At 70.8% G+C, this 23,124-nt stretch carries 24 protein-coding genes and 1 other RNA gene; 18 read left to right on the top strand and 7 right to left on the bottom strand.

What is annotated here, in order from left to right:
• From cbiE to ACXJKQ_RS08180, 4 genes are read left to right on the top strand one after another with little or no spacing between them, the layout of a single operon-like run.
• A complete protein-coding gene (gene cbiE / locus ACXJKQ_RS08195; RefSeq protein ID WP_457105268.1) occupies positions 1-1,233 on the top strand; it encodes a precorrin-6y C5,15-methyltransferase (decarboxylating) subunit CbiE in 1,233 nt (410 codons plus the stop codon).
• Complete coding sequence (locus tag ACXJKQ_RS08190; RefSeq protein ID WP_457105267.1) at positions 1,230-1,634, top strand: cobalamin biosynthesis protein; 405 nt, start codon at positions 1,230-1,232, stop codon at positions 1,632-1,634. Before cbiE ends, ACXJKQ_RS08190 begins: the two co-directional genes overlap by 4 nt.
• Positions 1,631-2,407, top strand: a complete 777-nt coding sequence (gene cobM / locus ACXJKQ_RS08185) for a precorrin-4 C(11)-methyltransferase (protein ID WP_457105266.1) — start codon at positions 1,631-1,633, stop codon at positions 2,405-2,407. Before ACXJKQ_RS08190 ends, cobM begins: the two co-directional genes overlap by 4 nt.
• On the top strand, positions 2,404-3,723 hold the full coding sequence (locus ACXJKQ_RS08180) for a cobyrinate a,c-diamide synthase (protein WP_457105265.1): 1,320 nt from the start codon (positions 2,404-2,406) through the stop codon (positions 3,721-3,723). Before cobM ends, ACXJKQ_RS08180 begins: the two co-directional genes overlap by 4 nt.
• A gap of 72 nt (positions 3,724-3,795) precedes the next feature.
• On the opposite strand, the gene ACXJKQ_RS08175 is transcribed toward ACXJKQ_RS08180, so the two are convergent.
• Positions 3,796-4,230 carry a helix-turn-helix domain-containing protein gene (locus tag ACXJKQ_RS08175; RefSeq protein ID WP_457105264.1) on the bottom strand — a complete coding sequence of 145 codons (435 nt, stop codon included), beginning with the start codon at positions 4,228-4,230 and terminating at the stop codon, positions 3,796-3,798.
• 355 nt (positions 4,231-4,585) lie between these two features.
• Between ACXJKQ_RS08175 and ACXJKQ_RS08170 the strand changes: the two genes are divergently transcribed.
• Together ACXJKQ_RS08170 and ACXJKQ_RS08165 are read left to right on the top strand one after the other, a co-directional pair.
• On the top strand, positions 4,586-4,933 hold the full coding sequence (locus ACXJKQ_RS08170; protein WP_457105263.1) for an antibiotic biosynthesis monooxygenase family protein: 348 nt from the start codon (positions 4,586-4,588) through the stop codon (positions 4,931-4,933).
• A 357-nt stretch (positions 4,934-5,290) separates the two neighbouring features.
• A complete protein-coding gene (locus tag ACXJKQ_RS08165) occupies positions 5,291-6,796 on the top strand; it encodes an undecaprenyl-phosphate glucose phosphotransferase (protein WP_457105262.1) in 1,506 nt (501 codons plus the stop codon).
• 24 nt (positions 6,797-6,820) lie between these two features.
• Here the strand turns inward: ACXJKQ_RS08165 and ACXJKQ_RS08160 are convergent, their stop codons facing one another.
• Positions 6,821-7,306, bottom strand: a complete 486-nt coding sequence (locus ACXJKQ_RS08160; RefSeq protein ID WP_457105261.1) for a transcriptional repressor — start codon at positions 7,304-7,306, stop codon at positions 6,821-6,823.
• A 124-nt stretch (positions 7,307-7,430) separates the two neighbouring features.
• Here ACXJKQ_RS08160 and ACXJKQ_RS08155 point away from each other — a divergent pair, with 124 nt between their 5' ends.
• Genes ACXJKQ_RS08155 through ACXJKQ_RS08145 form a run of 3 tightly spaced genes read left to right on the top strand, consistent with a single transcriptional unit; the run spans position 7,431 to position 9,240 of the window.
• Positions 7,431-7,565, top strand: a complete 135-nt coding sequence (locus ACXJKQ_RS08155; protein WP_457105260.1) for a hypothetical protein — start codon at positions 7,431-7,433, stop codon at positions 7,563-7,565.
• A complete protein-coding gene (locus ACXJKQ_RS08150) occupies positions 7,562-8,368 on the top strand; it encodes a metal ABC transporter ATP-binding protein (protein WP_457105259.1) in 807 nt (268 codons plus the stop codon). The genes ACXJKQ_RS08155 and ACXJKQ_RS08150 overlap by 4 nt, the downstream gene beginning before the upstream one ends.
• Entirely contained in the window at positions 8,368-9,240 is an 873-nt protein-coding gene (locus ACXJKQ_RS08145) for a metal ABC transporter permease (protein ID WP_457105308.1), read from the top strand. Before ACXJKQ_RS08150 ends, ACXJKQ_RS08145 begins: the two co-directional genes overlap by 1 nt.
• Here the strand turns inward: ACXJKQ_RS08145 and ACXJKQ_RS08140 are convergent, their stop codons facing one another.
• Genes ACXJKQ_RS08140 through ACXJKQ_RS08130 form a run of 3 tightly spaced genes read right to left on the bottom strand, consistent with a single transcriptional unit; the run spans position 9,241 to position 11,968 of the window.
• Positions 9,241-10,104 carry an SDR family oxidoreductase gene (locus ACXJKQ_RS08140; protein WP_457105258.1) on the bottom strand — a complete coding sequence of 288 codons (864 nt, stop codon included), beginning with the start codon at positions 10,102-10,104 and terminating at the stop codon, positions 9,241-9,243. It lies immediately after the preceding gene.
• Positions 10,101-11,246 (bottom strand): tRNA epoxyqueuosine(34) reductase QueG, encoded by a 1,146-nt coding sequence (gene queG / locus ACXJKQ_RS08135; protein WP_457105307.1) that lies wholly within the window; start codon positions 11,244-11,246, stop codon positions 10,101-10,103. The genes ACXJKQ_RS08140 and queG overlap by 4 nt, the downstream gene beginning before the upstream one ends.
• 29 nt (positions 11,247-11,275) lie before the next feature.
• On the bottom strand, positions 11,276-11,968 hold the full coding sequence (locus ACXJKQ_RS08130; protein ID WP_457105257.1) for a glutathione S-transferase family protein: 693 nt from the start codon (positions 11,966-11,968) through the stop codon (positions 11,276-11,278).
• Positions 11,969-12,218: 250 nt separating this feature from the next.
• On the opposite strand from ACXJKQ_RS08130, the gene ACXJKQ_RS08125 reads away from it, so the two are divergent.
• The 5 genes from ACXJKQ_RS08125 to ACXJKQ_RS08105 all read left to right on the top strand — a co-directional run bounded on the left by ACXJKQ_RS08125 (position 12,219) and on the right by ACXJKQ_RS08105 (position 16,848).
• Positions 12,219-13,022, top strand: a complete 804-nt coding sequence (locus ACXJKQ_RS08125; RefSeq protein ID WP_457105256.1) for an undecaprenyl-diphosphate phosphatase — start codon at positions 12,219-12,221, stop codon at positions 13,020-13,022.
• A gap of 156 nt (positions 13,023-13,178) precedes the next feature.
• Entirely contained in the window at positions 13,179-15,068 is a 1,890-nt protein-coding gene (locus ACXJKQ_RS08120; RefSeq protein WP_457105255.1) for a methylmalonyl-CoA mutase family protein, read from the top strand.
• A 40-nt stretch (positions 15,069-15,108) separates the two neighbouring features.
• Positions 15,109-15,483, top strand: coding sequence for a hypothetical protein (locus ACXJKQ_RS08115; RefSeq protein ID WP_457105254.1), 375 nt, complete (start codon positions 15,109-15,111; stop codon positions 15,481-15,483).
• Between the two features lie 147 nt (positions 15,484-15,630).
• A complete protein-coding gene (locus ACXJKQ_RS08110; RefSeq protein WP_457105253.1) occupies positions 15,631-16,080 on the top strand; it encodes a hypothetical protein in 450 nt (149 codons plus the stop codon).
• A gap of 48 nt (positions 16,081-16,128) precedes the next feature.
• Entirely contained in the window at positions 16,129-16,848 is a 720-nt protein-coding gene (locus ACXJKQ_RS08105) for a glutathione S-transferase (RefSeq protein ID WP_457105252.1), read from the top strand.
• Between the two features lie 15 nt (positions 16,849-16,863).
• Here the strand turns inward: ACXJKQ_RS08105 and ACXJKQ_RS08100 are convergent, their stop codons facing one another.
• Together ACXJKQ_RS08100 and ACXJKQ_RS08095 are read right to left on the bottom strand one after the other, a co-directional pair.
• Positions 16,864-18,624: a protein kinase domain-containing protein gene (locus ACXJKQ_RS08100; RefSeq protein ID WP_457105251.1), complete on the bottom strand. Its 1,761-nt coding sequence runs from the start codon at positions 18,622-18,624 to the stop codon at positions 16,864-16,866.
• Positions 18,621-20,159 carry a YifB family Mg chelatase-like AAA ATPase gene (locus ACXJKQ_RS08095; RefSeq protein ID WP_457105250.1) on the bottom strand — a complete coding sequence of 513 codons (1,539 nt, stop codon included), beginning with the start codon at positions 20,157-20,159 and terminating at the stop codon, positions 18,621-18,623. The genes ACXJKQ_RS08100 and ACXJKQ_RS08095 overlap by 4 nt, the downstream gene beginning before the upstream one ends.
• A gap of 145 nt (positions 20,160-20,304) precedes the next feature.
• On the opposite strand from ACXJKQ_RS08095, the gene ACXJKQ_RS08090 reads away from it, so the two are divergent.
• The 4 genes from ACXJKQ_RS08090 (at position 20,305) to ACXJKQ_RS08075 (ending at position 23,006) form a co-directional block, all read left to right on the top strand.
• Positions 20,305-20,565, top strand: a complete 261-nt coding sequence (locus ACXJKQ_RS08090; protein WP_457105249.1) for a PepSY domain-containing protein — start codon at positions 20,305-20,307, stop codon at positions 20,563-20,565.
• 41 nt (positions 20,566-20,606) lie between these two features.
• Positions 20,607-20,705: signal recognition particle sRNA small type (gene ffs / locus ACXJKQ_RS08085), an RNA gene on the top strand.
• A 35-nt stretch (positions 20,706-20,740) separates the two neighbouring features.
• Complete coding sequence (locus ACXJKQ_RS08080; RefSeq protein WP_457105248.1) at positions 20,741-22,603, top strand: DNA polymerase III subunit gamma/tau; 1,863 nt, start codon at positions 20,741-20,743, stop codon at positions 22,601-22,603.
• A gap of 79 nt (positions 22,604-22,682) precedes the next feature.
• A complete protein-coding gene (locus ACXJKQ_RS08075) occupies positions 22,683-23,006 on the top strand; it encodes a YbaB/EbfC family nucleoid-associated protein (protein ID WP_457105247.1) in 324 nt (107 codons plus the stop codon).
• Positions 23,007-23,124 lie beyond the last annotated feature (118 nt).

Raw genomic sequence — 23,124 nt, 5'->3', positions numbered from 1 at the left:
ATGAGCGGTGAGCCCCTGTCGAGCGCCCCTTCGAGCGCCCCCTGGCTGTCGATCGTGGGCATCGGCGAGGACGGACGGGCGGGACTGAGCCCCGCCGCCGCGGCGGCCCTCGACGCTGCCCAGGTGGTCTATGGCGGCCGGCGTCACCTCGTCCTCGCGGGTCCGCTGGACGCGGAGGCCCGGCCCTGGCCGAGCCCGATCCACGACGCCTATCCGGAGATCCTGGCCCGGCGGGGCGCGCCGACCTGCATCCTCGCCACCGGCGACCCGTTCCACTACGGCGTGGGCGCCGAGATCGCCCGGCTCGTGCCACCGGCTGAGATCCGGGCCTTTCCGGCTCCCTCAGCCTTCAGCCTCGCCTGCGCGCGCCTCGGCTGGCCCATGGCCGAATGCGGCCTCGTGACCTTGCACGGCCGCGCGCTGACCCGGATCGTCCCTCATATCCAACCGGGCGCCCGTCTCCTGGCGCTGTCCTGGGACGGCGCGACGCCGGCAGCCCTGGCGGCACTCCTCTGCGCGCGCGGCCTCGGGCCGTCCACGCTGACTGTTCTGGAGGCGATGGGCGGTCCCCGCGAGCGGATCCGCGCGGTGCGGGCCGACGCCTTCGATCTCGGCCCGGTCGATCCGCTCAACACCGTGGCGATCACGGTCGCGGGCGCGGGCCCGGCGATACCGCTCGCGCCGGGGCTCGACGACGCGGTGTTCGAGAACGACGGACAGCTCACCAAGGCGGAGATCCGTGCGCTGACCCTCGCGGCCCTGCGCCCGCATCCCGGCCTTCATCTCTGGGATATCGGCGCCGGGGCGGGGTCGGTCGCGATCGAGTGGCTGCTGCGCCACCCGAGCCTGCGCGCCACCGCGATCGAGGCGCGACCTGATCGCGCCGAGCGCATTCGGCGCAACGCCGAAACTTTGGGCGTGCCCGACCTGACAGTGGTCGTCGGGGCTGCGCCGGCGGCTCTCCACGATCTGCCACGCCCGGAGGCCGTGTTCATCGGCGGAGGCGTCTCCGAGCCCGGTCTCCTCGAAACCGCCCTGGCGGCGCTGCCGTCCGGCGGGCGTTGCGTCGCCAACGCCGTGACGCTTCAGGGCGAGGCAGCGCTGCTCGCGGCCTTCGCGGCGCAGGGCGGGAGCCTGCGCCGCTTCAGCGTCGATCGGGCCAGCCCGGTGGGCGGCCTGCACGGCTGGCGGCCCGCCATGCCGGTGACCCAATGGGCTTGGACCAAGCCATGATGGGTCCCCTCGTCGCCGGGATCGGATTCCGCCACGGCACGGAGGCCGACGAGATCGCTGCGCTGATCGTCCGAGCGCTCGGTCTGATCGGTGCCGACGGTGCCGACCTCGCGGCCATCGCCACCCCGGCCGACCGCGCAGCGGAGCCGGCGATCCGCGGTGCGGCGGCCCGCTTCGGGCTGCCCCCCTCCTCCGTGCCGGCCTCGGCGCTCGAAGCTTGCGATGGGCAGGTCGTCACCCGTTCGGCGCGGATCGAGCGCCTGCGCGGCGTCGGCTCGGTCGCCGAGGCGGCCGCCCTCGCCGAAGCCGGACCGGAGAGCCGACTCGCCCTCCCCCGGATCGCGAGCGGCGGCGCGACCTGCGCCCTCGCGATCCGCTCGACAACGATGCCCGAGCCATGACCGTCCATTTCATCGGCGCCGGCCCCGGCGCGGCGGACCTCATCACGGTGCGCGGCCGCGATCGCATAGCCGCCTGTCCCGTCTGCCTCTACGCCGGATCCCTGGTAGCCCCCGAGATCCTCGGGTGGTGTCCGCCGGGGGCACGGATCGTCGACACCGCCCCCCTCGACCTCGACGCGATCGTGGCGGAGATCGCGGCGGCCCACACGGCCGGGCAGGACGTGGCACGCCTCCATTCCGGCGACCTGTCGATCTGGAGTGCCCTGGCGGAGCAGATGCGTCGGCTCGATGCGCTCTCCATCCCCTACACCGTGACCCCGGGCGTCCCGGCCTTCGCGGCGGCCGCAGCCCTGTTGCGCCGGGAGCTGACCGTGCCGGGCGTGGCGCAATCCGTGGTGCTCACCCGCACCTCGGGCCGGGCGAGCGCCATGCCGGAGCGGGAGACCCTCGCGGCCTACGCGGCCACCGGGGCGACCCTGGCGATCCACCTGTCGATCCACGTGGTCGAGGCCGTCGCGGCGGAGCTGATCCCGTTCTACGGCCCGTCCTGCCCGGCGGCGGCGGTGTTCCGGGCCTCCTGGCCGGACGAACGGGCACTGGTCGGCAATCTCGCGGCGCTGCCGGGCCTCGTCGCGGAGGCCGGCCTGGAGCGCACCGCCCTGATCCTGGTCGGACCGGCGCTCGGCGCCGCGGACTTTCGCGAGAGCGCGCTCTACGCGCACGACTACGACCGGCGTTACCGACCCGGCGGCACCGTGGGCGGCCGGTCGTGAGCGCGCCCGGCCTCCTCGTCGCGGCGCCGCGCTCCAGCTCCGGCAAGACGACGGTGACGCTCGCCCTGATGCGCGCCCTCTCGCGGCGCGGCCTGCGGGTCCGCGGTGCGAAGTGCGGCCCGGACTACATCGATCCGGCGTTCCATCAGGCGGCGACCGGCCGGCCGAGCTTCAACCTCGACAGCTTCGCCATGGCCGCGCCGCTCCTCGACGCCCTCGCGGGCGAGACGGCGGCGCAGGCCGACATCGTGATCGCCGAGGGCTCGATGGGCCTGTTCGACGGCGTCCGGGCGGCCGAGAATCGGACCGGGGCGAATGCCGACATCGCCGCGCGCTACGGATGGCCGGTGGTGCTGGTCGTGGACGTGTCCGGTGCCGCGCAGTCGGCCGCCGCCGTGGCCCTGGGCTGCAAGCTCTACGATCCCCGCGTGCAGATCGCCGGGGTGATCCTCAACAAGGTGGCGAGCGCCCGCCATCGGCGGCTCGTCGAAGCCGGCATGGAGCGTGCCGGGCTGCCCGTGCTCGGCGCGCTGATGCGCGATGCGCAGCTCGTCCTGCCCGAACGCCACCTGGGCCTCGTCCAGGCGGGCGAGACCGCCGATCTGCAGGCGCGCCTCGACCGCTTGGCCGACCTCGCGGACGCTGGCATCGATCTCGACGCCGTCGCGGCCTGCGCGGGCGGCGCCGTGCCGGACTCCGCCGGGCGCCTGCCCCGGCCGCCGGGACAGCGCGTGGCGGTCGCCCGCGACGCGGCCTTCAGCTTCCTCTACCCGCACCTCGAAACCGGGTGGCGGATGGCGGGGGCCGAACTCGTGCCGTTCTCGCCGCTCGCCGACGAGGCGCCGCCGGACGTGTGCGACGTCTGCTGGCTTCCGGGCGGATATCCCGAGCTGCATGCGGGGCGGATCTCCGGAGCCGGCCGGTTCCTCGAAGGTCTGCGCAGCTTCGCCCGAACGCGCCCGGTCCACGGCGAATGCGGGGGCTACATGGTCCTCGGCCGGACGCTCCAGGACGCGGACGGCACCACCCACGCGATGGCAGGGCTGCTGCCCGTCGAGACCTCGTATCACCGGCGCAAGCTGCATCTCGGCTACCGGGTCGCCCGGCTGTGCGGCGCGGGCCTGCTCGGGCAGGGTGGCACGCGGCTCGTCGGCCACGAGTTCCATTATGCCAGCGAGCTGTCGCCGATGGCCCCGGAGGCGACGGCGCTCGCCCGCGTCTCGGACGCGGAGGGCGTCGATCTGGGGTTTGCCGGTCACCAGGTCGGCTTGGTCACCGGAAGCTTCTTCCACCTGATCGCGGCCGAACCGTCCTGAAGCGGCAGCCGCGTTGAGCCACAGGCTGCGTGTCCGAGGCTCGGCAACCTGCGTTCGCGCGTGCGCGGAGCCTCAGGCCGACTCCGCCGGCGGCGGGGCGATCCGGTTCTGCGCGAGACGCGCGGCGCTGCGGACCAGGGCCAGCACGTCGCGGCGCATTTGCTCGTCCTCGATCTGAGCGTAGGCACGCAGAAGCTCGATGGCGCCGTGGGCGCTCAGGAAGCCGAACACGTCTTCCTGGGCGCTCTCGCGCGGCTCGCTCTCCTCGAAGAACGCCGAGACCGGAACCTCGAGAAGGCGCGCGATCTCGCGCAGCCGTCCGGCACCGACCCGGTTCTGTCCCTTCTCGTATTTCTGCACCTGCTGGAAGGTTACGCCGACCGCATTCCCGAGGGCGGTCTGGCTCATGCCCCGGGCCTTGCGCAGGGCCGTGATCCGGATGCCGACAAGGCGATCGACGTCGGTGGTCTGCTTCGGCATGGGCTGGGGCGAGGACTCCTTGTCCATGGGGTGGGATGCCTCCTCCTGGGGCCGCGGTGTCTTCGCCTCGCTATCGCGCCGCTTCACCGCTCGCCCCTAAGTCCCATGTCGTGCACGCCAGGTTCCAGGTTCCACCCATCAGAATCCGGCTAAAGCCCTGATAGCCACACAGGTGAACCGCGCCGCAGTAGGACACCAAGTTGTCAAGCTTCGCAAGTCAAAGCTTACAGCTTCTAGTTTAAACACCCACATCTTTGCAACATTGTTGCTGAAATGTCGATGGCGATGACTGCGCTGATTTTGCGGTGTGCCCTGTCGCCGCATCCGGGGTTCCCGTAGGAGCACAGGAGCTTGTAGGTTTCGCGCCTGGCAGGAGAACAGCATGTTTATCGCGATGAATCGCTTCAAGGTCGTTAAGGACGCGACGGCCGACTTCGAGGCCGTCTGGCTCGGACGCGACAGCCACCTCGGTGAGTTGCCGGGCTTCGTAGAGTTTCATCTGCTGCGCGGCCCCGAGCACGAGGATCACGTGCTTTATGCCTCGCACACGATCTGGCGATCCCGTGCGGAGTTTGAGGCATGGACCCGTTCCGAGCAGTTCCGGAAGGCGCATGGCCGCGTTCCGTCGACCAAGCCCCTCTATCTCGGCCATCCCCAGTTCGAGGGCTTCGAGACGATCCAGACCGTCGGGGCCCCGGCCGGAACCCACGCGGACGCGGGCGCCGTCTGACCGTCCTTCCCGGCGTCGAGGGCAAGCCCTCGACGCCGTCGAACACGAGCCGGTCCGTCGCCGGCAACGCCCGCCTAGTTGAAATGACGATCGAAGAAACGCGCCTGAATTGAAATAAGCCCTGCAGAAACAACTCAACGGCACCATAAGCCGCCGCTGCATGCGCTGAACAGTCACTCAGCATTAATTATGTATTGCAACGCCCGAGGGTGGGCCTTAGGTCGCCGTGTCCTCCGTGACTGCGATCGTGAACCCGCGAGGCCCGCGGCTTGCTCCGTCACTGTCACCAGGCGGCGCTGAAACCTTTCGTGTCTCAGACTGGTACAGAGTCCGATCAAGACGGGACGTTCGGGTCAGATGTTTCACGATCGGCTTCCGGAGACGTTTCAGGCGCTTCCCAACTCGGCCGGGCGCCGGCGCAACGTGTGGTCTGCGCTGCTGCCGCGCCGCGGCCGCGCCGTGGCGCGGATCGCCCTGTCGACGGCCCTCGCCGCCACCGACCTCGCGGCGATCTTCGCGGTGACCCTGAGCATCGAACTCGCCTACCACCTCGTCGTTCAGGACGGCACGATTTGGGTGGGGGGCTTGCGCAGCCTGCGGCTCGCGGCGCTGCTCGGACTGGTGATCGTCGCCACGAACGCCCTGCGCGAGGAATACAGCCTTGAGGGCGCGACGACGCAGAAGCCGGGCATCCAGCGGGTGGTGTCCCTGTGGCTGGTCGCCTGGGCGGCGGTGCTCGTCGTCAGCTTCATGACGAAGACGACCAACGATTACTCTCGGCTCGTCTCGCTCGGGACCTTCGTCGCGGGCTTGCCCGTGCTGATCGCGGCCAGGACGGCAGTCCGCCGCTTCGTGCGCGACCGCCTGAGCGCCGGTTCGGCCACGGCCAGCCGGATTCACCTCGTGGGCTACGAGGAGGACATCGCGCGCTTCTACGCGGGCAAGGAGGCCGACCATCTCGGTTCGCGGATCGTCGGGACGAGCTACCTGCGGCGGGTGGACCCGGGCGCCGACGTGGCCACCCGGTACGACCAGTTGCAGGAGGATCTCGACCTTGCGGTATCGGTGGTGCGCTTCCTCCGGCCGGACGACGTCTTCGTCCTGGTCCCGTGGGCCGATACCGCCGAGGTCGAGCGCTGCATCGACGCCTTCCTGCGGGTACCCTCGGCCCTGCACCTGCGTCCTGGCGCCGTCCTGGATCGCTTCCCCGATCTTCAGGTCGCCCGGGTCGGCGGCGTCTCGGGGATCAACATCGGGCGTCGGCCGCTCAATCTGGGCGAGGTGATGCTGAAGCGCGCCCTCGATCTGACAGTGGCGACCATTGCCCTCGTGTCCCTGTCGCCCCTGCTGGCGGCGATCGCCCTCGCGATCAAGCTCGACAGCCCCGGCCCGGTCTTCTTCCGCCAGAAGCGGTACGGCTTCAACCAGCAGCCGTTCGGTGTCTTCAAGTTCCGGTCGATGCGGGCGGAGGCGGATTCCACCTTTCGGCAGGCGACGCGAAACGACAGCCGGATCACCCGGATCGGCGCAATCCTCCGGCGGACGAATCTCGACGAGCTGCCCCAGCTGATCAATGTCCTCCGGGGGGAGATGTCGCTGGTCGGCCCCCGGCCACACGCCCTCGCCCACGACCGGAGCTTCGAGCGGCGGATCGCCCTGTATGCCCGCCGCCACAACGTGCGGCCCGGGATCACCGGCTGGGCGCAGGTCAACGGCTACCGCGGCGAGACCCAGACCGACCTCGCCATGGAGCGGCGCGTCGCCTGCGACCTGCACTACATCGACAACTGGTCGATCTGGTTCGACATCCAGATCATGATCCAGACGATCGTCTCGCGCCGGGCCTACCAGAACGCGTTCTAGGGAAGCGCCGAAAGGCCGCGTCTCCTAGCGCGCCTGCTTCAGGTCGCGGCAGGCGCCGCAATCGCCCTCCACCTCCAGGATGCTGTGGGTCGGCGTGAAGCCGGCCCGCTCGAGCGTGCGCCCGAGACCGCCCTCGACCTCCTGCGACGAGGCCTCATCGACGACTCCGCAGGTGCGGCAGATCAGGAAGATGACGCCCTCCCCGGGCGCATGCTCATGCGCGCAGGGAATGAAGGCGTTCCGGCTCGCGATCCGATGGACCAGACCCTGCTCCATCAGGAAATCGAGGGCGCGGTAGACCGAGACCGGGGCCACGCGCTTGCCCGGCACGCTCAGCCGTTCGGCGATGTCGTAGGCGCCCTGGGCCGTCCCGGCTCCGGCGACGGCCTCCAGCACCTCCCGGCGCAGCGGCGTGAACTGAAGACCGCGCTCGCGGCAGAGGGCCTCGGCCCGCGCGAGCATGTCACCGGTGCCGGCGTGGCACGCGTCGTGACCCTCGTGACGGTGCATGATTGCTCCAGGAATGATCCGCAGGTTGTCGTGCGGGTTTGTTACAGTGTATCACCGCCGCCCAGGACCGCACCAGTAGCCCCGCGTGGTCCCCGCGCCGGCGTGAGCGCGCGACGAGGACGCCTTGCCGACCATTTCCAGACCGAGACGCGCGGCCCGGCGGTCCCTGTTCCAGAGCGGGATCGGCCTGCGCCTTGCGCTCGCCGCGATGCTCTCCATGCTGGTGTGGTCGACGATCGCCTGGGCGCTGTCGGCATGAGCGCGCGGTCGCCGATTTCCGACCCGATCCGCCTCGTCGGCCTGACCCTCGGCTATGACCGTCACCCGGCGGTCCACCACCTCGACGGGACCGTGCGGTCCGGCGACCTGCTGGCCCTGGTCGGACCGAATGGCGCCGGCAAGTCGACGCTCCTCAAGGGCATGGTCGGCGAGATCCGCTGCCTCGACGGCCGGATCGAGCGCGCGGGCGCGATCGCCTACATGCCGCAGGCGGACGAGATCGATCGGAGCTTTCCGCTAAGCGTCCTGGATCTCGCCGGCATGGGCCTCTGGCGGCGCGTGGGCGCATGGCGCAGCCTCACCCGGCATCGCCCGGCAATCGAGGCCGCGCTGGCGACGGTCGGCCTCGACGGTTTCGCGGCGCGCCCGATCGGCACCCTGTCGGGCGGTCAATTCCGGCGCGCCCTGTTCGCCCGGCTGATCCTGCAGGACTGCCCCGTCGTCCTCCTCGACGAGCCGTTCACCGGTATCGATGCGCGGACAGTGGACGATCTCCTGGCGTTGATCCGGACGTGGCATGGCGAGGGGCGGACGGTCGTCGCAGCCCTCCACGACCTTGCACAGGTGCGGGCGCACTTCCCGACGACGCTGCTGCTCGCCCGCGAGCCCGTGGCCTGGGGGCCGACCGCGCGGGTGCTGACGGCCGACAACCTCGCCCGCGCCCGCAACCTGTCCGAAGCCTGGGACGAGGGCGCAGCGATCTGCGCCGGGCCGCGGGCCGTGGCGGCCCACGCCCACGATCACGGCGCCGGCCCGCATCACCACCACGAGGACGCCGCGTGATGGATCCGTTCGGATCCCTGGTCGCGCCCTTCGTCGAGTTCGGCTTCATGCGCCGGGCACTGGCGGGCTGCCTCGCGCTGTCGGTGTCGGCACCGCCCGTGGGCGTGTTCCTGACGCTGCGCCGCATGAGCCTGATGAGCGACGCGATGAGCCATGCGATCCTGCCGGGCGCCGCGGTCGGCTTCTTGGTCGCCGGCCTGTCCCTGCCGGCGATGACCCTGGGCGGTCTCGTCGCCGGGCTCGCCGTGGCCCTGCTCGCCGGGGCCGTCACCCGCGCCACGGTCGTCCGGGAGGACGCCAACCTCGCGGCCTTCTACCTGATCTCCCTCGCCGCCGGCGTTCTGCTGGTCTCGCTGCGCGGGTCGCAGATCGATTTGATGCACTTCCTGTTCGGCTCGGTGCTGGCCCTCGACGATTCTGCGCTCTGGCTGCTCGGCGGCATCAGCACGCTGACCCTCATGGCCCTCGCGGTGATCTACCGGCCGCTCGTGATGGAATGCGTCGATCCGCTGTTCCTGCGGACCGTGAGCCGCAGCGGCGGTCCGGTCCATCTCGCATTCCTGGCGCTGGTCGTGGTGAACCTCGTGGGCGGCTTCCAGGCCCTCGGAACCCTGCTGGCGGTCGGGCTGATGCTGCTGCCGGCCGTGGCGGCTCGCTTCTGGGCGCGCGACCTCGCCGGGCTGATCCCGGTGTCGATGCTGATCGCCGCGATCGCGAGCGTCTCGGGACTGAGCCTCTCCTACCAGTTTGACCTGCCGAGCGGCCCGGCCATCGTGCTCGCAGCCGGCGCGCTCTACCTCGCCTCGATGATGGTCGGTCCGCGGGACGGCCTGCTCCGCCGGCTCGTGCGGCCACGCCATCTCGAGGCCTGATCAGGGCTGATCCTTGAGGGACGCGAGGCCCTCGCGGTAGGTCGGATAGGCGAGCGCGACGCCCAGTTCCTCGCGGATCAACCGGTTCCGCACGCGCTTGTTCTCGCCGTAGAAGCTGCGCGCCATCGGCGACAGGTCGGCGGTCTCGAAATCGATCTCCGGCGGCAGCGGCAAGCCCGTGAGTGCCGCGGCGTGTTCGGTCACGGTCTGCGGTGCGGTCGGCTCGTCGTCGGTGACGTTGTAGATCGCCCCGGCCCGCGGTCTGTCGATGGAGGCGAGCAGCGTCGTGGCGATGTCGTCGACATGGATCCGGTTAAACACCTGTCCGGCCTTGACGATGCGCTGGGAACGGCCCTCCCGCAGCTTCACGATCGGGTTGCGGCCCGGTCCGTAGATGCCCGAGAGGCGGAACACCTGCACGGCCTTGCCGGCCTGTGCACCGAGTGCCAGCCACGCCGCTTCGGCATCGAGGCGCACCTTCGAGCGGGCGCTGCGTGGGATCGCCGGCGTCGCCTCGTCGATCCAGGCCCCGCCCTGATCGCCGTAGACGCCGATGGTGGACAGGTAGCCGATCCAGCCGATCCGACTCGCCGCGATCACGTCCGCGTAGCGGGGAAGCACCGGATCGCCGGCTTCGCCGGGGGGCGCCGAGACGAGCAGCACATCCGTGTCGGCGAGGTCCGCGGCGATCCGGGGATCGTCGGCCTCCGGTCCGAAGGCACGCATGGCGAAGCCGCTGTCCGCCGCGATGCGGTCGGCGGCGTCGGCGTCGGTGACGGTGGCGCGGACGGTCCCGAACCGCGCCCGCGCCCGATCGGCGAAACGGCGGCCGGTGAAACCAAGCCCGAAGACGAAGAGGTTCATGGGGCGGATGTCTCGCCCGCCGGCGATTCCGTCAAGGCGGCGACGGCCAGCCACTCGTCGCGGACATGGGTATCGGTCTCGCGCTCGGCGTGCTGCCGGCGAAGGGCGCGCAGGGCATCCGGCGCGAGCAGCCGGGCGCAGGCCCACACCGCCATGCCGCGCACCAGGGGGGACGCGTCGGTGAGCCGGGCCACCGCCGCGTCCGCCAGGGCGGGATCGCCGGAATTGCCGATCGCGATCATGACGTTGCGCAGGAAGCGGTCGCGCCCCGTGCGTTTGACCGGCGTGCCGGCGAAGAAGGACCGGAATGCCGCATCGTCGAGCCCGGCGAGATCCGCCAGCGACGGGGCGGCCAGATCGGTGCGCGCGGCGAGGCGGGTCTCGGCCGCCGTGCGGGCGAACTTGTTCCACGGGCAGACGGCGAGGCAGTCGTCGCAGCCGAAGACGCGGTTGCCGATCGCCGGCCGGAACGTCGCGGTGATCGGCCCGGCATGCTCGATCGTGAGATACGAGATGCAGCGCCGCGCATCGAGCCGGTAGGGGGCCGGGAAGGCATCCGTCGGGCAGATGTCCAGGCAGGCGCGGCAGGAGCCGCAATGATCCCGCGCAGGCGGATCCGGCTCGAACTCCGCGCTGGTGTAGATCGCGCCGAGGAGCAGCCAATTGCCGTGCGTGCGTGAGATCAGCACCGTGTGCTTGCCCTGCCAGCCGAGGCCGGCCGCCTCGGCGAGGGTCTTCTCCATGACCGGGGCGGTGTCGCAGAAGACCTTCACCCGCACGTCGCCCTTGGCGGACAGGTAGCCGCCCAATTCCTTCAGCCGGCCCTTCAAAACCTCGTGATAATCGCGCCGCTGCGCGTAGGCGGCCACCGCGCCGCGGTCCCGTCGCGCCACCACGTTGCGCGGATCGTCCTCGGGCCTGTAGCTCATCGCCAGAACAAGGATGCTGCGCAGCCCGGGCCACAGGCTGGTGGGACGGGCGCGCTGGTCCGCCCGCTCCGCCATCCAGTCCATGGTGCCGTGCGCGCCCTCGGCCAACCAAGCCGACAGGCGACCCGGCAGGTCGGGCAACCGGTCGGGGCGGGTCACGCGCAGGCCGCAGAAGCCGAGCGTCCGAGCCCGGGTCTCGACGAGGCGGCGCAGATCGGCGCCGAGATAGATCCGTCGGGCGTTCAGAAATCGAGATCCGCGTAATGGGCGGCGGGCGCCATGCCGGCCACCCGATCGGCCAGCAGGCTGCGGAACGAGGGCCGCGACTTGACCCGGGCGTACCAGTTGCGGGCCATCTCGTCCTCGTCCCACGGCACGTCACCGAGATAGTCGACGCAGGAGAGATGGGCGGCCGCCGCGAGATCGGCATAGGTCAGGTTGTCGCCGGCGATCCAGCGCCGCCGCGCGATCAGGTAGCCGATGTACTTGAGGTGGTAGCGCACGTTTGCGCGCGCGGCGCGGATCGCGTTCATGTCGGGCGGGCCGCCGCCCTCGTGGGCCGACATGAAGCGTTTCGAGATCTTCTCGTTGACGAGGTAGGCGGTCACCTCGGACTCGAACTTGACCAGGAACCAGTCGAGCAGGCGCCGCACCTCGACGCGCTCGACGGTGTCCTCCGGCAGCATCCGCCGCCCGGAAAGCCCGAGGCCCCGGGTCTCGTCGAGATACTCGGCGATGACCCCCGCCCCGGGGATGACGAGGCCGGTCTGCTCCAGCAGCACGGGCGTCACCCCCGCCGGATTGATCAGCAGGAAGTCGTCGCGCCGTTCCCAGGGCCGTTCTTCGAACAGCGTCGGCTCCATGCCCATCTCGGCGAGCACGAGACGGATGAACCGGGAATTCGCGCAGAAGGGAAAGTGGTAGAGGGTTGCCATCGAGGCCGTGGTGGACGCTTGGTCTGCCAGCGCGGCCGGTCCCGCGCTCGTCGAGGGTCCTGAAGCGCAGGTCTTCGGCGCGCAGGACTTCGGACGGAGCGTTATTGCCCGACCGTTTCCGAGCCCTTAACACGCCCGGCTCGGCCCGGTAACCGCTCGTCAACCCTAATGGGCGAAGCCTCGGGCTCAACCATTTTGCGTGGCAGGCGGCTCGGCATGCGCCGGAGCGCCCACGGCACAAGGCGTCTCGATGGATCCGGTAAGCATCGGCAAGGCAGTGCTGCTCGCGCTGGTGGAGGGGGCGACTGAGTTCATTCCGGTTTCCTCCACCGGCCACCAGTTGCTGGTCGCCCATTTCATCGGCTTCCACTCGCCAAACAACACCTTCGAGGTGCTGATCCAGCTGGGCGCGATCCTGGCGATCCTGGCGGTGTATTTCCGCCGCCTGCTCGGGATCGCCACCGCGATGCCGACCGACCCCAGGGCGCGCCGCTTCGTGCTCGGGATCCTGGTGGCGTTCCTGCCGGCGGCGATCATCGGCGGCATCTTCTCCAAGATGATCAAGGCTTACCTGTTCAACCCCTGGATCGTCTGCGCGACCCTGGTGGCGGGCGGCCTGGTGCTCCTCGTCATCGACGACACCGATCTCGAGGTGCGGAAGACCGACGTCTACGACTTCTCTCTGCCGATGGACCTGAAGATCGGCATCTTCCAGTGTCTGGCGATGATCCCCGGCGTGTCCCGCTCGGGCGCCACCATCGTGGGCGCGATGCTGATGGGCGCCGACAAGCGCTCCGCCACCGAATTCTCATTCTACCTCGCGATGCCGACCATGGCGGGCGCCTTCGCCAAGGACCTGCTCGACAACTACAAATACCTGTCGGGCGACGATGTCGGCCTGATCGTGATCGGCTTCATCGTGTCGTTCGTCGCGGCGCTGTTCGTGGTGCGAGTGCTCCTCGACTACGTGTCCCGCCACGGCTTCTGGCTGTTCGCGTGGTGGCGGATCATCGTCGGCGCTCTCGGGTTCGCCGGTCTGATCATTCTCGGCTGAGGCGGAGCGCCGCTCCGACCCCGGTTGCGGCCATCAAAAAGCAGTGACCCGCGCCTTGAGGTTTCCTGAACCGTCGGGCGATTGCCAGCGGCGAAACGGCGTGCGACGCAAACGCACGAAAACGGTGCAGAAGACACCGCGGCCTGGGACATTCCGATGGAAGACACACCGCTCGCCGACCTCTTCGAGCCCGCAGACCGGGCACGCTGGCTCGGCCTCGTCGAAGGCGTCCTGAAGGGTGCCGATTTCGAGAAGCGGCTGGTGTCGCGGACAGCCGATGGCCTGCGGATCGAGCCGCTCTACGGCCGGGCCGAGCCGGTGGCCCAGCCCGTGCGCGAGCCGGGTCCGTGGCGGATCGCCCAGCGGGTCGACCATCCCGATCTCGGCGTCGCCAATACCCAGGCGCTGGCGGACCTCGAAGGCGGTGCCGACGCCCTGGTTCTGGCGTTCGCGGGCGCACCGGGCGCCCGTGGCTACGGCCTGACCGCCACGCGCGTCGAGGATCTCGACGCGGCGCTCAAGGGTGTGATGCTGCCGCTGATCGCCCTGCGGATCGACGGCGGCGGCCGCGGCCTGGAGATCGCACAGGTCGTGAAAGCCCTGGCGGAGCGCCGGGGCGAGGATCTCTCGAGCTACGATCTCGATCTCGGCATCGACCCGATCGGCGTCCTGGCCGCCACCGGCAGCCTCGGCGCGGTCTGGAGCGAGATCGCCCCGCAGCTCGCCGCGACCGTGGTGGAGCTGGAGGCGGCGGGCTTCCGCGGCCGGGCGTTCCTGGCCGACGGCCGGCCCTATCACGAGGGTGGCGCCGGCGAAGCGGCGGAACTCGGCGCGGTGCTCGCCACCGCCGTCGCTTATCTGCGCGCCCTGGACTCCGCCGGCCACGACCTCTCTGCGGCCCGCGACCGCATCGCGGTACTGCTGGCGGCCGATGCCGACGAGTTCGTCACGGTCGCGAAGTTCCGCGCGATGCGGCGCCTCTGGGCGCGGGTCGAGCAGGCCTGCGGGCTCGATCCCAGGCCGCTGCGGCTCCACGCCGAGACGGCGTGGCGGATGATGACCAAGCGGGATCCATTCGTGAACATCCTGCGCACCGGCATGGCGGCGGCGTCCGCCGGCATGGGGGGCGCCGACAGCGTCGCGATCCTGCCCTACACGCAGGCCCTCGGCCTGCCCGACGCCTTCGCGCGGCGCGCGGCGCGCAACAGCCAGATCGTGCTGATAGAGGAATCGCATCTCGCCCGCGTCAGCGACCCCGCGGCCGGTGCAGGCGGTTTCGAGGCGCTGACCGCCGACCTCGCCGAGGCGGGCTGGGCGGCGTTCCAGGCGATCGAAGCCGAGGGCGGCATCGTCGCCTCGCTCAGCGTCGGGAAGCTGCAGCGGCGGATCGAGCTGACCCGCGAGGCCCGCGCGAAGGCCGTGGCGACCCGCCGCGAACCGCTCACGGGCGCGAGCGAGTTCCCGAACCTCTCCGAGAAGCCTGTCACAGTCCTCGACGTCTCCCCCGCGACCGGGCCGGGCAGCTCGAATTTCGGCGCGGGCTCGGCCGTCGCCTGCGATGCGTTGCCGTCCCAGCGTCTCGCGGAGCCCTACGAGTCCCTGCGGGACGCCTCGGACGCGAGCTTCGCCAAGACCGGTCGGCGCCCGGTGGTGTTCCTGGCCAATCTCGGCCCGGTGGCGGCCTTCAACGCCCGGGCGACCTTCGCCGCGAATGCCTTCGCGGCGGGCGGCATCGAGGCCATCTCGAACGAGGGCTTCCCGGACGCCGAGGCCGCGGCGGCGGCGTTCCGGGATTCCGGAGCGACCCTCGCCTGCATCTGCTCCACCGACGCGATCTATGGCGAGCACGCCGTCGCCACGGCCGAGGCTCTCGCGAAGGCTGGCGCAGGACCGATCTACCTCGCCGGCCGGCCGGCGGACTTGCTCGAGCCGCTGAAGGCTGCGGGCGTGGCCGCCTTCCTGCATGTCGGTTGCGATCTGCTTGCCCTCCTCAACGCGGCGCTTCGGGCGGCCTTGCGGTCGCCGGCGCCGCAGACGTCGCGCTGACGGGTCACCCGCCTCGCGACGCCAACCGAACCGAAGCCGCATGACGCCCCGTATCGCAGCCGCGCTGCTCCTCATCGGCGCAGCCCCCGCCGCCGCCGCACCGCGCCGGGCGTCCATGCCCGATCGGTACGACGGCACGTGGGGCGTCGAGATCGTCACCGAATCGGGCGGATGCGACCGCGCCTATCGCTATCCGGTGCGGATCAAGCACGGTCGGGCGCGGTTCATCGGGACAGCCTTCGTGGTCGACGGCGGCGTCGCGGGGAACGGCGCGATCCGCGGTTCCATCTCCAACGGCGCCGCCACGGCCGACGTGCGCGGGCGCCTGGATTCCGCCGGGTTCGGAACCGGCACCTGGGTCGCGTCCGGAGCCCTCGCCTGCCGGGGTTACTGGAACGCCGAGCGGCGCGGCTGAGACAGGGAATGGGAAAGAGGTGTTGCCGTCGTGAAACGGTCCGGATCTTGCCCCGTATCGGGCACGTGGACCGCACCGTCAGCCCCGATCCCGACGCAATCATGAGCGAGACCTGAACAGGTTCGGACACCCGACGAGGCCGCCCGTATGAAGACTTCGATCCTCGCCACCTTGACCGTCCTCGCTCTCGTCTCGGCCGCGCAGGCGCGCCCCCACCGGCAGCCCGCCACCCCGGCGGTGAACCCGGCGCAGGCAGAGGCAGAACTGGCACCCCTTCGGCAGGCCGCCACCGCGTGCTTCGCCGATACGGTGCTCTCGAACCCGAAGGCGACCGCAGAGGCCCGGGCGGGCCGCTGGTATGAGGCCGTCGGCATCACGGGCTTCCTGTGCCGCCCGGAAGTCGCCGCGATGATCCAGGCGCATGACCGCCTCTACGGTGCGAAGACCGGCGAACGCTACTTCAAGGGCGCCTACGTCAAGCATCTCGACCAGCAGCTCGCCGAGCGGCTCCAGCCGGTGTTCGTCCGCAAGGCGGTCGCGAGCGCCGAGCCGCCGGTCGACAAGGCGTCCGCCGAGGACGGCGCGACCGGCAACTGATCGGGAAGCGGACGGGCGCGCTCCACCTTCCCGTTCGCGGAGGCGGCGATGCCCTACGAGCTCCATTATTGGCCGATGATCCAGGGGCGTGGCGAGTTCATCCGCCTCGCTATGGAAGAAGCCGGCGCCGAATACGTCGACGTCGCCCGCCGGGATGACGAGGCCGGCGGGATCGAGCCGATGCTCGACCGCCTTACGGATCCCGGGAACAAGCGGCCGCCCCTGGCACCGCCATTCCTGCGCGACGGCGACGTCGTCATCGGCCAGACCGCCGCGATCCTCCTCTATCTCGGCCCGCGCCTCGGCCTCGTCGGCGAATCCGAGCGCGACCGGATCTGGACCCATCAGCTGCAGCTGACGATCGTCGACGCGGTCGACGAGGCCCACGACACGCACCATCCGTTGGGCGTCGGGCTCTACTACGCGGATCAGAAGCCCGAGGCGCTCCGCCGGGCCGCGGAGTTCCGGGCCGAGCGGATCCCGAAATTTCTGAGCTATTTCGAGCGGGTGCTGTCGTCCAACGGCAGCGACCGGCTCGTCGGCGAAAACGTGTCCTACGTGGATCTGTCCCTGTTCCAGCTCGTCGCGGGCCTGCGCTACGCCTTTCCCAGGGCGACAGCCGCGGCCCTGCGCGCGAACCCGAACGTGGCGCGTCTTCATGAGGCCGTCGCGCAACGCCCGCGGATCGCCGCCTATCTCGAGAGCGAACGCCGGCTCCCGTTCAGCGAGGACGGCATCTTCCGCCGTTATCCCGAACTCGATCCCTGAGCCACGGCCCCGGGCTCACCGCACCCGCCCGCCGACCAGGATCGCCGCGAGCGTCAGCGCCACGAGCCCGAGCACCAGCGAGAGCAGGCGCCAGAACAGCAGCGGATCGCGCTCGAGCAGCGAGGCCCGCCGGGCGTCCGTGAAGGCTGGGTTCGGATGCCGGAGGTCATGCACGAAGGCAGACAGCGCTTGATAGCGCCGCGCCGGGTCCGGATGCACGGCCTTGCGCAGCGCCCCGTCCACCCAGACCGGCAGCAGCGGCCGCACGGCGAGGGCCGAAGCATAGCGCAGCCGGCGCTGCGCGGCGCGTGTGCGCGCCCGAGGGACAGCATCGCCATAGGGAAGCCGCCCGGTCAGCATCTGGTAGGTGATGACGCCAACCGCGAACACATCCGATCCGGCCGTGGCCGGCGCGCCGAGGAAGCACTCGGGGGCCGTGTACTGCACGGTGCCGAGGATCTCCGCCGGATCGATCCGCGGATCGCCCTCGACCACCCCGGCCACCTGGGTGGCGCCGAAATCGATGACCTGGACGGTCCCCGCCGTGTCGATCAGCACGTTGTCGGGCCGCAGGTCCTGGTGGACCATCTCCCGCCGGTGGAAGGCCTGGACGCCCCGGGCGAGCTGCTCGACGAGGCCGCGCGCCGCCTCGAGCTCGGGGGCGGCATGGTCGCGCATCCACTGGGTCAGAGTCTGGCCCTCGACGTAGCGCATGACCGTGTAGAGGTGGCTGCGGCGGCGCGCTTGGGTATGGGCCTTGAGAACGTGGGGATTGTCGATCCGCCGCGCGATCCACTCCTCCATGACGAAGCGCTTCCGCTGCGCCGGATCGTCCCGCAGATCCAGCGACAGGACCTTCAGGGCGACCTGTTCGCCCGTCTCGGCCTCCACGGCGAGATAGACGCGGCTGCGGGGGCCGGAATGGAGGATCCGCAACAGACGGAAGCCGTCGAGGTCGGCCGGCGGGTCGAGCAGCGGCGCCGGATCGAGCCCCTCGGTGTCCCCGAGGAGGTCGGCCGGATCCCCGGCCGGCACGGTTTCCACCCGCACGATCTGGATCGTCAGGTTGTCGGGGCTGCCGGCGGCCAGGGCCGCCTCGGCGATGGTGCGCGCCGCGGCATCCAGGGATTCGGCCTGCGTGATCGCCGCCACCATGTCGCGGGGCCGGACGTGCTCGTGGACCCCGTCCGTCGTCAGCACGAACGTGTCGCCGGCCGCGATGCCGAACGCGTGGTAATCGATCTCCACGCGGGCGGTCGCCCCGAGGGCGCGGCCGAGATAGGATTCCGCCGCGGAGACGACCACACGGTGGTCCTCGGTGAGCTGTTCGAGGGACCGCCCGGACACGCGCCAGATCCGGGCGTCGCCCACATGGAAGAGGTGGGCCGTGCACGCCTTCAGGACGAGGGCATCGAAGGTCGTGACGTAGCCCCGGTCGGCATCGTTCGGGTCGGCGCCCCGCCGGGTCTGGGCATACAGCCAGGAGTTCGCCGCCGCGACCACGCGCTGCGCCGAAGTCTTCACCGACCACGTGTCCGGCGTGGCGTAGTAATCGCCGAGGAAGCTCTTCACCGCGGTCTCGCTCGCCGCCGCGCCGGCGGCGCTGCTGCTGATCCCATCGGCGAGCGCCACGGCGATCCCCTTCCGGCTGAGGCCCGGCTGGGGCGGAACCAGGGTGCCGTGGAAATCCTGGTTGGCCGCCTTGCGACCGGCGCTGCTGTACTGGCCGATGGAGACCGTCAGATCCGCGGGCGACCCGTTCGATCGGGCGCTCAAGCGGCGACCGCCGCGCTGTCGCCACGGCCCCGATACGACAGGGCCTCCGCCAGGTGCAGACGTCGCACCTGCGCTTCCCCGTCGAGGTCGGCCAGGGTCCGCGCCACGCGGAGGGTCCGATGAAAGCCCCGGGCGGAGAGCCGCATGGTCTCCGCCGCCTGCCGGATCAGCGCCGTGCCGTCCGCGTCGGGGCTCGCGACCTCCTCGATGAGGTTGGCCGGACAGGTCGCGTTGGTCGTGGAGGCGGGCAGTCCCCGCCCTGTGAAGCGTTCCGCCTGGAGCGCCCGAGCCGCCGAAACCCGGGCGGCCGCCTCGCGGGAGCCCTCGGCCGGCGCTGGCAGGATCAGGTCGGCGGCCGTGACCGCCGGCACTTCGATGCGCAGGTCGATGCGGTCGAGCAGCGGGCCGGAGATCCGCGCCTGATATTGCGCCATGCAGCGCGCGTTCGGTCCGCGCCGGCAGGCGTAGCCCGGCTCGAGGCCCTGGCCGCAGCGGCAGGGGTTCATCGCGGCGACGAGCTGGAAGCGCGCCGGATAGGTGATCCGATGGTTGGCCCGGGCAATCATCACGGCGCCCGATTCCATCGGCTGGCGCAAACTGTCGAGCACCTGCGGCGAGAATTCGGGCAGTTCGTCCAGGAACAGCACCCCGCCATGGGCGAGGGAGATCTCCCCCGGCCGCGCCCCGAGCCCGCCGCCCACCAGGGCGGCCATCGAGGCGGAATGGTGTGGCTGCCGGAACGGGCGGCGGTTCGAGAGGGCGCCGCCCTTCAGCTCGCCCGCCACCGACTGGACGATGGAGATGTCGAGAAGTTCGCGGGGATTGAGCGGTGGCAGGATCGAGGGCAGCCGCGCCGCCAGCATGGATTTGCCGGAGCCGGGGGGGCCGTTCATCAGCAGGTTGTGGCCGCCAGCCGCCGCGATCTCCAGCGCGCGCTTGGCGCCTTCCTGACCCTTGATGTCGGCGAGGTCCGGGAGCGGCCCGGCCAGCGCGGCGACGGCGGGCTCTGGCCGGGCCATGACCTGGCTGCCCTTGAAGTGGTTGGCGAGCTGGATCAGCGAGCGTGGCGCGAGCACGTCGAGGTCGCCCCCGGCCCAGGCCGCCTCCGGACCCGTGGAGGCCGGGCATATGAGCCCGAGCCCCCGGGCGCCGGCCGCCATGGCGGCCGGCAGCACGCCGTCGACCGCCGTGATGCTGCCGTCCTGGGCGAGTTCGCCCAGCACGCAGTAGCCGGCGAGGGTGTCGGCCGGGATCGCGCCGATCGCCGCCATGACTCCGAGGGCGATCGGCAGATCGTAGTGCGAGCCCTCCTTGGGCAGGTCGGCGGGCGCCAGGTTGATGGTGATGCGCTTGGCCGGCAGCGCCAACCCGGACGCGATCAGGGCGCCGCGAACCCGCTCGCGGGATTCGGCCACCGCCTTGTCGGGGAGGCCGACGATGTTGAAGACCACCGCCCCTGGGATGATCTGAACCTGAACGTCGACCGCGCGTGCCTCGATGCCCTCGAAGGCCACGGTGGCGACACGGGTGACCATCGGCAAGGATTCCTCGCGCCGCAGTCCGGCGCAGCCAAGATGTGCGGGAGAATCATAGGAGGCTCAAGCAGATCGTGAGCCCGCAGGAACTCTGCCGCCGCATTCCTGTTCACAGCCGGAAACAATCGACGCACCGGAGACAGCCATGCGCCTCGCCACATCCATCCTCGCACTGACCCTGGTTGCCGGCTTCAGCTTGGCGGCCCGCGCCGATCAGAAGCTTCCGCCGGACCAGCAGGCGAAGGTCGAAGCCATGCTCAAGCAGGAGGGCTTCACCAAGTGGAAGGAGATCGAACTCGACGACGGAATGATCGAGGTCGATGACGCCATCGACGCCAACGGCAAGAAGTTCGACCTGAAGCTCGATCCGAAGACCATGGCCATCGTGAAGCGCGAGGCCGAGTAGGCGGCGCTTGCGTTCGGCGGACGGCGCGGCCATATAGCCGGCGGGGGGTTGGCGAGGGACGTTTCACTCGCCAACCGGGTCAGGTCCGGAAGGAAGCAGCCCTAACGAGACCGAGCGGGTCTTCGTCCAGCCTCCCACCTTATTCCAGCGCGCGGCAGCCCGATCCCGACACGGCATGGACGCTTCGACCGGCACGCCTGACGACGAGCCGGGCCTGCCCGGGTTCCCAGCGCCGCCCGCCGCGGCAACGCCCTACCGGGTGCTCGCGCGCAAGTATCGCCCGACCAATTTCGGCGACCTGATCGGCCAGGACGCGATGGTGCGCACCCTGGCCAACGGGTTCGCGGCCAACCGCATCCCCCAGGCCTGGATGCTCACTGGCGTCCGCGGCGTCGGCAAGACCACCACGGCGCGCATCCTCGCCCGCGGCCTCAACTATGCCCGCGCCGGCCAGCCCGATACCGGGCCCACCGTGTCGATGCCGGAACTCGGCCTCCACTGCGCGGCGATCATGGAATCCCGGCACATGGACGTGCTGGAGATGGACGCCGCCTCGCATACCGGCATCGACGACGTCCGGGCGATCATCGACGGGATCCGCTACGGGCCGGTCTCGGCGCGCTACAAGGTCTACATCGTCGACGAGGTCCACATGCTGTCCGAGAAGGCGTTCAACGCCTTCCTGAAGACGCTGGAGGAGCCGCCGCCCCACGCCAAGTTCGTGTTCGCCACCACGGAGATCCGCAAGGTTCCGGTGACGATCCTGTCCCGCTGCCAGCGGTTCGACCTGCGCCGGGTCGAGGCGCCGACCCTGCACGCGCATCTCGCGAAGGTCTGCGCGGCCGAGGGCGTCTCCGTCGAGGACGAGGCGCTGGGCGCCATCGTCCGCGCCGCAGAAGGATCCGTGCGCGACGCCCTCTCGCTGCTCGACCAGGCGATCGCCCACGGCGCCGGCACGATCACTGCGCAGAGCGTGCGCGACATGCTGGGTCTCGCCGATCGCGCCCGCATCCTCGACCTGTTCGAGGCGGTGATGCGCGGTTCGGTGCCGGCGGCCTTCGCGGAATTGCGGGCGCAGTACGATTCCGGCGCGGACCCCTCGGTGGTGCTCTCAGATCTCGCGGCCTTCACGCACCTCGTGACCCGGCTCAAGGTGGTGCCGGAGACCGCCGCCGATCCGACGCTCAGCGAAACGGAGCGCGTCCGGGGCGCCCAGTTCGCCGATAAGCTCTCGATCCGCGCCCTGTCGCGGGCTTGGCAGATCCTGCTTAAGGCGATTCCCGAGGTCCAGGCAGCCCCGCGCCCGCTCGCGGCGGCCGAGATGGCGATCGTCCGCCTCGCCTACGCGGCCGATCTTCCGACCCCCGACGAGGCCCTGCGCCAGCTCAAGGCCGAGGCAGCCGCCGCGCCCACGGACGAGACCCCCGCCGTGTCGGCGCGGCCGCCGCTGCCGCCGATCCCGGATCTGCGCGGCGGTGGCTCGGCGGCGCTGGCGGCTTCGCCCCGAACGATGCCGGCGGAGCTCCCGCCCGTGGCGGTCCCGACAGCGGTGAGCGCCCCGGCCCCGAGACCGGCCCCCGTCGCGCCGCCGTCCCCGCGCCTCGGCCGGTTCGAGGACCTCATCGCCCTGGCCGATGCCAACCGCGACATCCTGCTTCGGACCGCGCTGGAGCGGGACATCCACCTCGTGCGCTTCGAGGAGGGTCGGATCGAGTTCCGGCTCGCTCCGGGTGGCCGTCCGAGCCTCGCCACCGACCTCTCCGCCGCCATCGAACGGTGGACCGGACGGCGGTGGGCGGTGGCCCTGTCCAAGGAAGAGGGCGCGCCGACCCTCGACGCCGCGGCCCGTGCCGCCACCGAGACCCGTCGGGAGAACGCCGCCGCCGACCCGTTCGTCCGCGAGGTCCTGACGCGCTTCCCCGGCGCCGAGATCGTCGACGTGCGAGAGACCGCCTCGGAGGCCCTGCCTATGGGCGAGGCTGAGGCTCTCGGAGACGATGAGGCCCCCCGGCTCGACGGCGCCGAGGACGACGCCTGAGGCGCCATCCGGCACGTGGTAGCGCGGCGGCGGTCCCATACCCAGATCAGATCAGACAACGAACCGGAAAGAGAGCCGCATGCGCGACCTGATGGGCATCATGAAGCAGGCTCAGGCCATGCAGGATAAGATGGCGAGCCTTCAGGCCGAGATGGACGGCCTCGAAGTGACCGGCGCCTCGGGCGGCGGCTCGGTGCGGGTCACGATGACGGCCAAGGGCCAGATGAAGGGTGTCAGCATCGACCCGACCCTGATGGTCGCGGACGAGCGCGAGATCCTTGAGGACCTGATCGTCGCCGCCTGCAACGACGCCCGCGGCAAGGCCGACGCGACGATGCAGGAGCGCATGGCCGAATTGACCAAGGGCCTGCCCCTGCCGCCGGGGATGAAGCTGCCGTTCTAGGCGCGCGATCGGGACGGGACGATCGAATCCGTCGCCGTCTTTGCGAGCGCAGCGAACCAATCCAGAAGCGCCACGCTTGCCGACGACCCGCGGCCCTGGGTTGCTTCGCTGCGCTCGC

The sequence above is a fragment of the Methylobacterium sp. P5_C11 genome (assembly GCF_054049775.1).
The sequence above is the reverse complement of the archived record's forward strand: the minus strand, read 5'-3'. Positions and strand labels throughout refer to the sequence as shown.

Coding starts and splice junctions, on each gene's coding strand:
- cbiE (WP_457105268.1), top strand. CDS start 1: ATGAGCGGTGAGCCCCTGTCGAGCGCCCCTTCGAGCGCCCCCTGGCTG.
- ACXJKQ_RS08190 (WP_457105267.1), top strand. CDS start 1,230: ATGATGGGTCCCCTCGTCGCCGGGATCGGATTCCGCCACGGCACGGAG.
- cobM (WP_457105266.1), top strand. CDS start 1,631: ATGACCGTCCATTTCATCGGCGCCGGCCCCGGCGCGGCGGACCTCATC.
- ACXJKQ_RS08175 (WP_457105264.1), bottom strand. CDS start 4,230: ATGGACAAGGAGTCCTCGCCCCAGCCCATGCCGAAGCAGACCACCGAC.
- ACXJKQ_RS08170 (WP_457105263.1), top strand. CDS start 4,586: ATGTTTATCGCGATGAATCGCTTCAAGGTCGTTAAGGACGCGACGGCC.
- ACXJKQ_RS08165 (WP_457105262.1), top strand. CDS start 5,291: ATGTTTCACGATCGGCTTCCGGAGACGTTTCAGGCGCTTCCCAACTCG.
- ACXJKQ_RS08160 (WP_457105261.1), bottom strand. CDS start 7,306: ATGCACCGTCACGAGGGTCACGACGCGTGCCACGCCGGCACCGGTGAC.
- ACXJKQ_RS08150 (WP_457105259.1), top strand. CDS start 7,562: ATGAGCGCGCGGTCGCCGATTTCCGACCCGATCCGCCTCGTCGGCCTG.
- ACXJKQ_RS08145 (WP_457105308.1), top strand. CDS start 8,368: ATGGATCCGTTCGGATCCCTGGTCGCGCCCTTCGTCGAGTTCGGCTTC.
- ACXJKQ_RS08140 (WP_457105258.1), bottom strand. CDS start 10,104: ATGAACCTCTTCGTCTTCGGGCTTGGTTTCACCGGCCGCCGTTTCGCC.
- ACXJKQ_RS08130 (WP_457105257.1), bottom strand. CDS start 11,968: ATGGCAACCCTCTACCACTTTCCCTTCTGCGCGAATTCCCGGTTCATC.
- ACXJKQ_RS08125 (WP_457105256.1), top strand. CDS start 12,219: ATGGATCCGGTAAGCATCGGCAAGGCAGTGCTGCTCGCGCTGGTGGAG.
- ACXJKQ_RS08120 (WP_457105255.1), top strand. CDS start 13,179: ATGGAAGACACACCGCTCGCCGACCTCTTCGAGCCCGCAGACCGGGCA.
- ACXJKQ_RS08115 (WP_457105254.1), top strand. CDS start 15,109: ATGACGCCCCGTATCGCAGCCGCGCTGCTCCTCATCGGCGCAGCCCCC.
- ACXJKQ_RS08110 (WP_457105253.1), top strand. CDS start 15,631: ATGAAGACTTCGATCCTCGCCACCTTGACCGTCCTCGCTCTCGTCTCG.
- ACXJKQ_RS08105 (WP_457105252.1), top strand. CDS start 16,129: ATGCCCTACGAGCTCCATTATTGGCCGATGATCCAGGGGCGTGGCGAG.
- ACXJKQ_RS08095 (WP_457105250.1), bottom strand. CDS start 20,159: ATGGTCACCCGTGTCGCCACCGTGGCCTTCGAGGGCATCGAGGCACGC.
- ACXJKQ_RS08090 (WP_457105249.1), top strand. CDS start 20,305: ATGCGCCTCGCCACATCCATCCTCGCACTGACCCTGGTTGCCGGCTTC.
- ACXJKQ_RS08080 (WP_457105248.1), top strand. CDS start 20,741: ATGGACGCTTCGACCGGCACGCCTGACGACGAGCCGGGCCTGCCCGGG.
- ACXJKQ_RS08075 (WP_457105247.1), top strand. CDS start 22,683: ATGCGCGACCTGATGGGCATCATGAAGCAGGCTCAGGCCATGCAGGAT.